We start from the raw sequence: 12,570 nt of genomic DNA on the forward strand, positions 1-12,570 counted from the left end.
CTAGTGTTGCACTTCGATGTTGAACCTAGGCAAGAAAGATAGACATAGATAATAATATAGTCAATGATCCTTTTTGTAAAGGACCATTGACTATACCATCATTGGGAGACCTTTGCACAGAGGTCTCGGTCAGCTTTGAAAAGTTACTTAAAGCTGTATTTGGAATACACATCCGTGTCAGACTCTCTATGATATAGAGCCTTACAATCGTCTATGATATCCTCTGTACCAAATCCGTCAATGGCTCGGCCCATTAAGAACGAGACCGTATAGTCGTTCCAGTCTTTGCCTAATGACGATGCTTTCACCGCTCCTTCATTGAGGTACTTCCACATTTCCGCTTCACTGATGTATTGCAACCAATAACACCATTTTGCCAAGCTCACCAGTCGGCATACGTCCCAAGCATACGTGGAGGTTGTGGTCCGGACTTGAGCCAAATCCGTTTTTAGACCGTCTGCTATCAAAGTCTGCAGCTCAATAAGTTCCTCGGAAGAACCTCTTTGAGCAAGGACTTCGTCCACTTCCGTACTCTGCTCTAAATTAAGCAGAGCGTTTAGCGTCTCTAGAGCATCTTCCCGACCATTAATGCTCCATTGTTCTTGAAGCCCTGTCTTGTATACATTCATATTATCATCGGTGATAATACTAAGGATGTCCTCACTGCGATAACAAGACAAGATGGCTCCAAATACCAGTAACCTTTTCTTTTCCTCGGTGAGCGGTGTTTGAGGATGAGAAGCCAAAAAGGCTTTCAGGTTTTTCTTAGCAAAGAGCCGAGACACGATTTCAAGCACGATAAAAGCAATAATCAAGACAGCGACTATTGCCACGATGATTTTCCAGATCATACAAGTATTATTTTGAAGTAAAACATAAGTCTATTATATCATATTTCCTGCTTATCCACATGCTCGCCCATCATCTCTTCTACAGAAAGACAGAACCCGATCTCTTGGTAGATTTCAAGCAATAGGTCTTCGTTTACAGATGTTTTCCCGCTAAGGCGAAGAAATCCTTTTGGCATATTGGAGGCATAATAAAATGTATCTCCGCTAAAGGAGAGCATCAAGTCATGGGTAAAGGAACAACGAAGAGCGGTAAGTTTCTTCATCATTGCCGGGGTCAAAATCATACGGGCTTCTACCTCGTCATCGGCATATACGGTAAAGAGACGTTCAAACTCGGGGTCTTCCAAATAAACAAACTTTGCTTTATGTCTCTCCCTCAGTTTCTGTATCGTCAGAGCGAAGTAGCCCAACTTATCCTCCAAATGGTCGGGAAGCAGCATAACAAATCCCCTGCAAGTTCTTGGAAGACGGCAGTAACCAAACATTCCCCTAAAGCTGAACATCGTGCTCTCTACTTGTGCGCCCCACATCGGACTGAAAATCGCCCGACAGAGGAGCCTAAAGGATCTCCATGGTTTAGTATTCTGTTCATTTGTTGCGGTTACCCCTATATCGGCTATTGTCAATGCTTGATGCTGAGTTGGGAAACTCAATGCACCGTAACTTGCCACTTGCAGAGTACCCTCCGACCTATTTGGGGTTCCGAATAGTCTGCTTGCCCGAATATCGGACACCTTTACTTCTTTTGTCGGAGAATAATTTGCATCCGGAAATAGCTGGTTGATAACTTGCCCCATTACTTTTTCCTCTTTCTGCTTCAGTACATTTAGGCATAAAGAGAACAGCGTATTGAGGACCACAAAGGCGACAAAGAATATGACGACATACGTTGCCGTTATTTGTGAGGTTTCATAATTGCCCGCATCGACGATATGCCTTCCGAATATAGTGAATGCAAGCCAAAGCAGAGCCAAAGGGTAAACGGAATAAATGAGAAGCCTAACAATCTTACGCCACATAGCTATGTGGGTTAGTTGCCCTCTCATTTGTTGAGCGACAATCTTGAAGTCAATCAAGTGGTCTTCTTTCATCAGTTATCCGAAAATCTCCTTGATATGAATGTCACCCAACTCACTTTCAGGAATTCGTATCAATGCTTCTTTCCCAAGATGTTTTCTTGAAGCGATGTATGAAGACGGGAACATTTCTACGGCATTGTTGTAATCCGTTACGGTAGCGTTATAAGTTCGGCGTATAGCCTGCAATTCGTTCTCCATATCCGTTATCTGATATTGGAGATAGACAAACTGCTCATTGGCTTTGAGATCCGGATTACTCTCAACAACAGCCTTAACTTGTTTGAGAAGAGCGGAGATTTCTGTCCCGTCCTTGATTTGTTCTGCTTCGGGGGCTCCGTCTGCTCGAGACCTTAGTTCGGCTATGCGGGTAAGGATTTCATTTTCGTGTCCCATATACGCTTTAAGAGATGCCACCAAATTGGGTATAAGGTCATTTCTCTGCTTGAGTGCCACACAAATGCCACTCCGGCATTGTTCCACCCTGTTTTTCTTGGCAATGAGATTATTAGAGGTGATTATACCCCAAATCAGTATAAGCACAGCTATTGCGATAAGGACACTCCCGGCAATTACTAATGCAGTCATACAAATTCGCTTATCTCAATGATTATTTCTTAGTACTCTTGTCGTCTTCGTAGTGGCGTCGTACTCTTTCCATACCCCCGAACGTTCTCCATCGGCATACTGTCCCTCTACAACCAAAACCGGATTTCCGTTGCGCAAAACTTCTTCTTTGTACGCCCCATGTAGCACGCCCATGCGATAAGTTCGTGTGACTTTGCTTTCAACGCCATCTCCCTGTTTCGTGAGTTTCCACTCGACCCCGTCTTTCTTCCCATTCACCCAACGGGTCTCAAGTATTTGAGCACCGTTTTGGCTGTCATACCGCTTCTCAAAGCCGTTTTCCACACTTTCCTGGTATTCTTTCTCCAAATCCAAACGACCGTCTTTGAAATAGGTTTTTACACAGCCATCGATTTTGCCCTTCTTCATAGGGGTAATCTTGCTGACAGTTTTGCCATCTTGGTAGTACTCCGTGAACACCCCATTTCTTTTCCCCTGGTCATACGCTCCCGTTTCTCTCAGTACACCATCCCGATAGCGGTGGTACTTGCCATCCATCAGTCCGTTAGAAAAGGAAATAGTCTCTTCGTCAAGCCCCCGCTTGATACGCCACTCTCCCTGCAAGGGTTTTCGGCTGTCCTTTTCGAAATAAACTGTCGTATTGTTTTCGCCCGATAGGGGTAAGAGTTCATCGCTTAGAATCACCTTTTGAGCCGATACCGAAAGGCTCAGCAACAGCAAAAAGAAAAAGAGAATATATCGATTCATATTATAATAGAATGTTTTATCAAGAGGCAAGAGCATACACAGATACTCAATGCCAAAGATAGAGTTTTTTTGCGATTCTCTGACCAAAACAATGGATAAAAACAAAGGAAGACCTACACCATTACCGATGAAGGTTTCTGTTGACATAGTTCTCACTCAGTATTCTGTTTATGTCTGAGAGCCGATAGAGGATTTTCCCTGCGATTTGGGTGTAAGGGATAATGTTTTTATCCCGATAGTCTTGCAGGGTACGAGGGGAAAGGAACAGTCTCTCGCAAACCTCCCGTCCTGTGAGATAGATTTCACCTTCAAAAAGAGGACGATGAGTTTGAGCCATGCTTCTCACTCGATTCGTCAAACCTTTGATGCCAGAGATGAGTTGCTTCTTCTCTGGTGTTTCTTTATTGAGTACTTCAAAGCACTCCGCTCATTTCTAAATCGTTACCTATCCGCATCGCCAAAATGGTAACCTCTTACTTCTCAGCCAGATAGCCCGAAACCAAAAAATTGAGGGGGATTATTTCTCCTCTATAAGGGGCAGATCCTGTAGGCCGATGGAGTAGAAGACGAGGGACATCTCCTCGTCCTCCTCAGCGATGTAGCCGATGGTGTGGTCGTCGATCATCAGCGCCTCGGTGTAGGCACACCAGCCGGGCGTGAGGAGGACCCCCTCGTCCCAGCCCTTCTCCTCACTCCAGCTGTAGAGTCGCCCGTTTTGGCGGCCTGGGCCTGAGGGGAGGGTATGCATGAGGCGCATACCATCGGAGGGCGAGGTGAGGAAGGGGGCGCCATTGCAGGCGACATCGTGTAGGCCGGCATAGCGGTCCGTCTGCTCCCAGGTGATGCCGCCGTCGTTGCTGACGGAGAATATCCGATCGCCGCGGCGAGGATTTCGGATGCTCATCAGGAGCGATCTGTCGGGCATAGTGATCACCTTGGACTCATCACCACGATCGTAGGCAGGCTCCGAGACCTGCCAGGTCTCGCCCAGGTCGTCGCTGTAGACGAGACGGTTGTCAAAGGCGCGTCGCTCGGGGTCCCACATGGCCGCGACGTACATGATCCGTCCGTAGCAGGCTGTGGCGCCGTGACCGGCGGCGATGAAGGAGGCGGCGTACTTCTGCCGATCGGGGTCGGGGCAGTGGGTCCCGTAGAGCTGGGGCTGCATCGTCCTCGGTTCACTCCAGGTGCGGCCGTCATCGGTACTCTCCATGACGTACTGCGGCATCGGCTTATCCGCCGTGGAGCTCCAGAGCCCCTGCCCACCGACAAAGGTGATGATCACCCTCTCTCCGTGGCGGGTCTCGACGACGCAGATGTCCCCGTAGCCGGCACCCTTACCTTGCCCCCTAAGGATGATCTCGGGGTCGGACCACGACTTGCCATTATCCTCGCTCCGGCGGAGGATCAGGTCAATGTCCTCAGGGATGTCGACCTGATTGTACTTCCTCCTGTCCGCAAAGGCGAGGAGCGTCCCCTTGGAGGTCTTGATGAGGGCCGGGATGCGGAAGTTGCGCGAGCCGGTGTCCCCCGGGACGAAGAGGGGCGTGTAGGTGCGCCAGCGCTGGCGAGAGGTCGGATCGCCCACCTGCTTTATGGGGTAGCTCCGACCATTGATAGAGACAGAGAGGATCTCTCCGCGGAGCTTATCGGGAGAGTAGATGGGGTCCTCAGCCACATCGGCGGTGAGGTAGAGGACTCTCTTGTCGGTGGTGAGACGAGCGCGCTCCTTCCCACTCAGCGGGATGGCATCGTAGGCGACCCGGCCCTTGTAGTCGTCGAGGTCACGCACCACGAGACTGTCGCTGGCGAGCACCTCGCACCGCTCTATGAGGCGGGTGGTGCGGGGGTCGAGGCGGTAGGAGATGTCGATGCGGCCGCTCTTGGGGAGGACGATGGTGGCGAGGGTCCGTCTCGTCTGTCCGCCCATATAGCCGTGCCGGGAGCCGATGACGGTGACGGAGTCGGTCTGGGCATAGGCGAGGGAGCCGAGGAGAAGGAGGATAAGGCTGTAGAGGGTCTTTCGGATCATAACTGTAGTGCGTGCTGTGAGAGGGGATCAGAAGGGGTAACCTACGGCAAGGTGGAGGGCGAGCGGTAGGTTTTTCTTATCCCCAAAGGTATTGAAGTAAGCTCCGCCCGATCGGTCGGGACGATGGAGGGCGACGCCGAGGTCGAGCCGTACCACGAGCATCGAGAGGTCGTACCTCACACCGAGCCCGGTGGAGAGGGCGACATCACGGAGGAAGTAGCGCGAGGTGAGGGTGGCATCAGGCCTCGAGGGATCCTGCCTGAGTAGCCACACATTGCCTGCATCAACAAAGGTGGCCACCTCAAGGTCTCCGACCACCTTGGCCCTCAGCTCGAGATTGGCCTCGAGGCGGAGGTCACCCGTCCGGTCGAGGAATGAGAGAGGGGAGGGGTTTGGGGGACTATAGGCACCGGGACCGAGGGTGCGGACGTTGAAGCCGCGCAGGCTATTGGCTCCACCGGAGTAGAATTGCTCGGTGTAGGGTGCCACGGTCTGATTGCCGTAGCTGTAGATCGCCCCGCTGTAGAGGCGACTGGCGAGCGAGATCATCGAGCTCGCCTGATAGGCATACCGCAGCTCGAGGGTGCCCTTGACAAACTGTGCAAAGCTCGACCCTGCCAGGCGGTAGGGGCGAGGGGTGTCCTTGGCGTAGCAGAGGGAGAGGAGGTTGCCCGCCTCAGAGACGTATGCCTCGAGGGAGAAGGTGTGGCGGGAGAGCGGGTCGCGTGTCTCGAAGCCGAAGAGGTAGGAGGCCTGTGGGATAAACTGATTTCGGAAGGAGAGCCCCAGCCCGGGATTGGCCTCTAAGGCCTCGTCAAAGGCGGCGGTGCGGCGGACGAGGTGATTGTAGGAGATGCTGAGCGGCCGGACGGTGTGGCGCACCCCCTTGAAGGGCTCAAATCGGTACTCGGTGTCAAAGGCAAACTGCATCTGACGATAGAAGCCACTACGGCTCAGGAGCGCCGCCGTCAGCCCCAGCTTGCTGTAGGCGGGATAGGTAAAGGGTCGGTAATAGAGCCCGGGGACCAGGAGGCGAGGAAACTTTAGGTCGGTGGAGAGGAGGAAGAGGTAGCTATTGATGTCCCATGCGGCTGAGCCCTTGTCGCTCGTCCGGTAGCCGGTCTGCCACTCGTAATTGCCCTGCAGCCGCACGGAGAGGGTCTCCCCGCCCCGGAATACATTTCTCTTATTCACGGAGAGTGCCAGTCCGGGACCGGTCTGATTATTGGACTTCAGACGGTAGGTGGCCTCGAGCTCGGCGGCATAGGGCTTATCCTCCATAGAGACCATAGAGACATCGAGAAGAGAGAGACTGTCGGGTGTGTGTCTCGGGGAGTAGGCGACATTGGTGTAGGCAAAGGTCTCCAGCTCGGAGAGGGAGGAGACGGTCGAGGTCTGGTAGCGCTCGTTGTAGACCTGCCCCTGCTCCAGCCGCACCCTCGAGGCGAGGAAGCGGAGCCGCACCGGGGGGCGCTGATGGTAGCGGAAGAGGATGCCATCGTAGCGGGTGGAGTCGGTGAGGGCGGAGCGGTGTCGGTCGTAGAGGTCGTAGGTGATGTCGCCGATGCTCCAGGTGCGGAGCGCATCAGCGGAGGTCTCTCGGGAGAGGTCGACCCGCAGCTGAGCCTTCCCCGGCACGGCGAGGGTGTCCGCCTCGTAGTGGATGTCCGTGGGCTGGAAGTAGTAGTACCCTCGGTCTCTGAGGGCGGAGGCGATGCGCTGCCGCTCGCTCTCGAGGCGCCAGACGCTGAGTACGTCGCCCTCGTGGAGCCTCCGCTTACGCGGGTCCCGGAGGTCAAGGGAGTCGGGCGTGGTGATGCTGAGTCGGTAGTCGATGCTATCGAGCCGTATCGGCTCGCTCATGGTGATGTCGTAGGCTACCTTGGCAGTGACGGAGTCCTTGTCGTAGATGATGCGGGGCACCACGGTGGAGCCAAAGAAGCCGTACTCCTCTAGCACCTGCTTCCCCACCTGGGCGCGGAGGGGAGGATTGACGGTGGAGATGAGGATCGGCTCACTGCCAAAGTTTTTGTAGACCCATCGCCCCAGCGGGTCGGTGGCATCAGCGAGGTTTTGGTGGATCCAGAAGGGGTAATTGAAGGGCAGCCTCGCTCTCGAGGAGCCGAAGAGGGAGCCATTGGGCTTGTAGGCGAGCACTCTATTGACATCGGCCTTGGCGAGATGCATCTCCTCAATATTGGGCTCACTCTCTATCGACACCTTGCCCATCCCGGCGTAGAAGGTCTCCCCCTCGGGGATGTAGTGCGAGACGGAGCAGCCGACGGCGATGAGGAGGACGGCGGCGGTGAGCAGGATCGAGGGACGAGGGGGGTAGTGTCTCATGGCTCCTCTTCTTTCTTCGTAGTTATCGGTAAGGGTTTCTCCATGACTAAGCTGTCAGAGAGTGCGGCTGCCTGCTTGCGTAGCGGGGACTCCTCCTCGATGATCAGGCTCTCCGGTGAGGGGATGTCATCGTAGGTGGGTATGCTGTCGGTGGAGTGACCGAAGCGGAAGAGGTCCCTCAGGGAGTCGAGTCGGCGGCGGAGGACGTAGCCGACACCGGTCTCGATCACCTCTCCCTCAAGGAAGTTCTCGTAATTCTTATTGTGGAAAAGGCGGAGGTAGTGCGTGCCGGCGCGGTCGAGGCGGTACTCCATGCTGACGTTGTCGATGAAGGACTGCTCCATCCCGGCGGCAGCAGCACCGGTCATCACGCGCCCACCGACGACGACGCGGATGCGGTCGTTAAAGAAGCGCTTAGCTACCGAGTAGGTGTAGTCGGTGCGGTCTCCCGCTGCGGTCTGGTCGTTGGTGATGCCGAAGTTGATGTCTGCGTGGAGCGACTCCCCGAGGAACGAATTGACCTGTGAGGTGAAGAGCCCGGCGAGGGCATTATTCACGATCGCATTATTATTCCCGTTTCCGCCACTGCCGATCTCGCTGCCGAAGAAGTAGCCGGTCGTCAGGAGGATGATCGACTGCCGGGTCTGCTCCTCTTCGCTCATCGTGGCGAGGCGATTGCGGAGAGCGAAGTCCTTGGGTGCCGTAGTCTCGAAGCGGAGACCGAGGTCGCTGAGGGTATTCTCCGCGATGATCGAGACATTGAAGTCCACCGGGCGGGACGCCTCGCCCTCTAAGGAGACGCGCGAGGAGACCTTCGCTGTGGCGCGGAAGTCTATGGCCGGCTTGGTGAGGTCTCCCGACCAGGTGAGACGACTATTGTCATCGATGGTGAAGGTCCGGCTCACCGGCGGGATCTCCATCACCACCTCACCGTCGCTGATATTGTAGGTTCCGATGAGCGTCATCGGTCCGTAGGGAGACATATCAAGATTGAGATCACCGCCACCCACAACGGAGACCTTGGTCTGCTCCTCAGGCGAGAGGATGGCGGTGAAGCGTGCCGCCGGGTCGATATGTAGGTCGAGCGCCACGGTCATGCCACTCCTGGAGATCGAGTCGAGACGGCTCGTCTCGGCGACAAAGAGCGTGTCGGAGAAGTCGGTGAAGGTGACCAGATCCTTGTACCCCGACCTGCCGGAGAGCTGAGACTTAGGCGTGCGGTAGGTGAAGTTGGTATTCCCCAGTATGCTGACGCTCCCTCTGGCGGTCAGGTCACTCGGATGTCCGGAGATGTGGAGTCGGGTATCGGCGTTGATCCGTCCGTAGAGGAGGGTGGAGGAGGTCTCCTCGGAGTCGAGGAGCCGCAGGTTGGAGCCGAGGACATTCAGGTTGAGGGGGAAGGCATCGGTCAGCCCCACCTTTCCGCTCACAAGCAACTGACCCCCATTGGCTCCGAGGGCAAAGCGGCGGAAGAGCATCTCACCGTCGATGATCGGGAGCTTCTGATCCTCTACGCGGTAGGTCTCATTGAGTGCCGGGACGTAGACCTCTCCCTTGTGGAAGGCCACCTCCCCTCTATAGGGGAGCGTGTGGGCGGTGCGGATGTCGCCGGCGGTGAGGTAGTTGGCGACTTGTGCCGAGACCTCGCCGTGAGTCTCTGCATACTGCTCGGGGAGGAAGGGATTGAGCATCTCGAGCGGCAGGTGATCGATCCGGAGGTCAAACCTCTGATCTTTGCTCCCCTTGGGGAGGTAGGCGAGTAGCTTAGCCACCTGCCCCTGCTCACCGAGGTCAGCCTCCGCCCTGATCATCTGACCGGTCTTATCCGGCTCGGCAGAGCCACGGAGAGCCAGGTCGCCCACCCTCTTGTCCTCATAGATAAAGTCCCGGAGCGATGCCTGAGCGGTGATGCTCGGCTGCTGCCCATCTGGCGTGATATGGCGCACATCGGCAGAGAGCACGCCCTCCAAGTGTGGGATCACCGGGATGCCCTCCAGTGCGGAGAGCTTGAGGTCGTGGATCACCCCCTCGAGCACCTGACTGCCCTTGGTGGGGATATCCTTCAGGCTGATCACTGCCCCATCCTCGCTCCTTAGGTCGATGTCGGCACGGATCTTCCCCTTATGTGGCGGGATGACGAGGTAATTCTCCGCCTTGGGGACAAACGTATTGTATGCCAGCACAATCGGCGTCGGCGTGAAGCCAAAGATCAGCTCGCCGGAGGGCTTATTGTACAGCTCCGCCCCAAGCGTGAGGAAGTGCTGATCCTCGTGGTCCTGCCAGTCGAGCGCCACCTCAGAGCGACGGATATTGGAGGAGAAGGAGAGTATGGCATTGAAGGGTAGCTGATTGCGGAAGCGCTCCTTGTGAGCCGTCAGCATACCGTAGACAAAGGCGGAGTCCTGTCTCAGGATCAGGTCGATATTATCGACCCGGAAGGTGTCGGTCTGGAAGTACTGCATCATCCCCTCGCCCCGCAGCCCCTCAGCCGGGTCGACCCGCAGCCCGAGGTGGATCTCGCGGGCACCGATGCGCTTCGAGTCAAGGTAGTAGCGGAGCGGGTTATTTCGTCCCATATTGAGCTCCAGCTCCGCATCGGGGTAGTGCTCGATCCAGCGGCTCATGTCGGGCCTCGCCGTCGTGTCTTGCAGAGCTGTCGAGACGACCTGCGAGAGGTCCTTGAGCCGCTGTTGAAAGTCCTTCAGCCCATTTTTGGAGGCAAAGGCGAGGCTCAGGTCTCCACTCTCCACATGCGCCCGGAGGAGGCTGTCGGTGGAGAGCGCCTTGATGACCGTCTCCTGAGGTTGCAAGAGACCATTGTCGAGCTGGAGGACAAAGTCTCTCGTGTGCCCCTCAAAGTCGTAGAATTGATCGAGGTCCGACCTGAGGTAGCTATTGAGATGCACCTTTCCCCCTCTCACGATCGACTTCGGCAGGCCGAGACGATCGGGGATGATGCTGTCCACCAGCAGATTGACTGAGCCATTGATGTCGTGCTTCTTGAGCAAGAGGTCCAGCTGAGCCGTGGCCCTGAGGGCTTCGTTGTCGCTATTGAGTGCGGCAAAGAGTCTATTCTCCTCCAGCTTGGTGAGGAGCATCAGGTCTCGATAGGTGGCACCCTTGTACTCCACACTATCGAGATTGAGGAAGATGTCAGCTGAGGTGCGGGCGGAGTAGAGGTCCGTCCCATGCCCCTTGGCGTGGATCGTGCCATCTAAGTAACCGATCGAGTCAGAGGGGAGGAATGCCCCCACATTGAAGTGCTTCGCCTCCACATCGGCCGTGTAGCTCTTGCCCCTCGGGCGGTAGTGCCCCGCTGCGGTGAGGTGTCCCTCGGGGAGAGTGACTCGGAGATCCACCGCCCCACCCTCAGGACCATAGCTCCCGCTACCGACCAGGTCCATATCGTCGGGGATGCGCCAGCGGGGAGTCGTCTTCATCAGGTGCGCCACCTGCCGTGAGAGGTCCTTGCCGGACCGCAGCTCGTAGTGGCCGGTGACGCTCAGCGGTCCGCCACCCAGCAGCGAGGTGGCTCGCGCTGAGGCGTGCAGACGGAGGAGTGAGGGCTCCTCCACACGGATCTCAGCGTCCACGCCCCTCTGCCAGTCGCCCGAGGCGGTCACCACCGTCCTCAGCGGTCGGTCGGGCAGCTCACCCTCTATGGGGAGGAAGCGTGACAGCTCCGGCAGGCAGAGCCGCCCGGCAAGACGCGCTGAGAGCGAGCCGATGCTATCCGGCAGCCAGCCCTTGAATGGGAGATCCAGCTCACCGCCCAGCTTACTCAGAGGCAACTCGACGATCAGGTCCTCCACCCTCAGGCGATCCCTATCCTTGGTCACCAGTCCGGAGAGGCGCGTCACCCTCCAGCCGTCCCCCGTGGCGAAGCTCGCATCCTCAAGCTGTGCGGCCAGGTCGGAGACACCTCCGTAGCGGACCGACTTACCCTGCAGGGCGGCAGACCAGGGCAGGGGGAGGATCTCCAGCGGGGCACCCACCTTAGCCAGGTCGGCCTCGATACTGATCTCCTCGATGGTGTAGAGCGAGTCGGGGAGATCGACCACGCCCTCCCTGGCGAGAGCGTCGTAGATGTGGGCATCGATGATCAGGCTGTCGGGCGAGTCGGTGAAGGTGGCAGAGACATTGCTCAAGAGGAGCTTATCCCAGCGGATCGTGGGAGGAGGGGACTTGGGCTCCTCCTCTTTCTCCTCTTTTTCCTTAGGCAGGATCAGCACGTCCATCCGGGTGTCGGACAGCTCCACGGTGCCGAAGCTCATGTGGCTGAAGGAGGGGTCAAAGGAGGCTCGGTCCACAGCGAAGCGGCTGATACGCCCCGTGAGGACCATACTGTCACCGGGCGCGTGGTAGTCAAGCTGCGCGCGCTCTAAGGCGACCCCGCTCAGTGGCAGGTCTCGGTGGCGTAGGTAGGCAATTGCATCGGTCTGAGCTGTCAGGCGCTTGGCGTACAGCACCGTATCCCCATCGGCGGTAAGAGCTTGTAGACCCTCTAAGTAGAGCTTCCCCGGGAAGCCGACGCTCAGCCGCTCCACCGACATACGCAACCCCGTAGACTGCTCCATCGTCGCTAAGAGTTGATTGGCGAGACGGGTCTGGACGGAGGGGATCATCAGAAGACCGGTGAAGGTCACCAAGATCAGGAGCAGCACCCCGAGGATGCCCCCGAGCCAAGAGAGCAGACGGAGCCACAGGGGGCGCTTCTTTTTCCTTAAGCGTTCCTGATCCGTCCCCGTCTCCCGCTCCTCGGAGGGGTCGACCGGGTTATCACTCTGGGGCAAGTCTCCCCGCTTTTCCTGCATATTATAGTGTACTCAGATGGTGTGCAAAGTTAATAATTTATCTCACCCTTTCTCCTGTCTCCTCAATTCCGTGTGGTAATGGATTTGCAATAAATAGGTACATTTGCACAGAAGTATTT

At 56.3% G+C, this 12,570-nt stretch carries 8 protein-coding genes; all 8 read right to left on the bottom strand.

Going from position 1 to position 12,570, the window contains the following annotated elements; genetic code table 11:
- Positions 1-143: 143 nt before the first annotated feature.
- Positions 144-851 (bottom strand): DUF1266 domain-containing protein, encoded by a 708-nt coding sequence (locus tag HMPREF2890_RS02360; RefSeq protein WP_070464765.1) that lies wholly within the window; start codon positions 849-851, stop codon positions 144-146.
- A gap of 38 nt (positions 852-889) precedes the next feature.
- A complete protein-coding gene (locus tag HMPREF2890_RS02365) occupies positions 890-1,942 on the bottom strand; it encodes a DUF3137 domain-containing protein (protein WP_070464768.1) in 1,053 nt (350 codons plus the stop codon).
- A 3-nt stretch (positions 1,943-1,945) separates the two neighbouring features.
- Positions 1,946-2,515 (bottom strand): LemA family protein, encoded by a 570-nt coding sequence (locus tag HMPREF2890_RS02370; protein WP_070464771.1) that lies wholly within the window; start codon positions 2,513-2,515, stop codon positions 1,946-1,948.
- A gap of 15 nt (positions 2,516-2,530) precedes the next feature.
- Positions 2,531-3,262, bottom strand: a complete 732-nt coding sequence (locus tag HMPREF2890_RS02375; protein ID WP_070464867.1) for a toxin-antitoxin system YwqK family antitoxin — start codon at positions 3,260-3,262, stop codon at positions 2,531-2,533.
- Between the two features lie 121 nt (positions 3,263-3,383).
- A complete protein-coding gene (locus HMPREF2890_RS08765) occupies positions 3,384-3,638 on the bottom strand; it encodes a helix-turn-helix domain-containing protein (RefSeq protein WP_083289747.1) in 255 nt (84 codons plus the stop codon).
- Positions 3,639-3,779: 141 nt separating this feature from the next.
- Positions 3,780-5,294, bottom strand: coding sequence for a sialidase family protein (locus tag HMPREF2890_RS02380; RefSeq protein ID WP_070464775.1), 1,515 nt, complete (start codon positions 5,292-5,294; stop codon positions 3,780-3,782).
- 27 nt (positions 5,295-5,321) lie between these two features.
- Complete coding sequence (locus tag HMPREF2890_RS02385; protein WP_070464778.1) at positions 5,322-7,637, bottom strand: translocation and assembly module lipoprotein TamL; 2,316 nt, start codon at positions 7,635-7,637, stop codon at positions 5,322-5,324.
- Complete coding sequence (locus HMPREF2890_RS02390; RefSeq protein ID WP_070464780.1) at positions 7,634-12,451, bottom strand: translocation/assembly module TamB domain-containing protein; 4,818 nt, start codon at positions 12,449-12,451, stop codon at positions 7,634-7,636. Before HMPREF2890_RS02390 ends, HMPREF2890_RS02385 begins: the two co-directional genes overlap by 4 nt.
- Positions 12,452-12,570 lie beyond the last annotated feature (119 nt).

It is taken from the genome of Porphyromonas sp. HMSC065F10, from assembly GCF_001808555.1.
Taxonomy (GTDB): Bacteria; Bacteroidota; Bacteroidia; order Bacteroidales; family Porphyromonadaceae; genus Porphyromonas_A.

Coding starts and splice junctions, on each gene's coding strand:
- HMPREF2890_RS02360 (WP_070464765.1), bottom strand. CDS start 851: ATGATCTGGAAAATCATCGTGGCAATAGTCGCTGTCTTGATTATTGCT.
- HMPREF2890_RS02365 (WP_070464768.1), bottom strand. CDS start 1,942: ATGAAAGAAGACCACTTGATTGACTTCAAGATTGTCGCTCAACAAATG.
- HMPREF2890_RS02370 (WP_070464771.1), bottom strand. CDS start 2,515: ATGACTGCATTAGTAATTGCCGGGAGTGTCCTTATCGCAATAGCTGTG.
- HMPREF2890_RS02375 (WP_070464867.1), bottom strand. CDS start 3,262: ATGAATCGATATATTCTCTTTTTCTTTTTGCTGTTGCTGAGCCTTTCG.
- HMPREF2890_RS02380 (WP_070464775.1), bottom strand. CDS start 5,294: ATGATCCGAAAGACCCTCTACAGCCTTATCCTCCTTCTCCTCGGCTCC.
- HMPREF2890_RS02385 (WP_070464778.1), bottom strand. CDS start 7,637: ATGAGACACTACCCCCCTCGTCCCTCGATCCTGCTCACCGCCGCCGTC.
- HMPREF2890_RS02390 (WP_070464780.1), bottom strand. CDS start 12,451: ATGCAGGAAAAGCGGGGAGACTTGCCCCAGAGTGATAACCCGGTCGAC.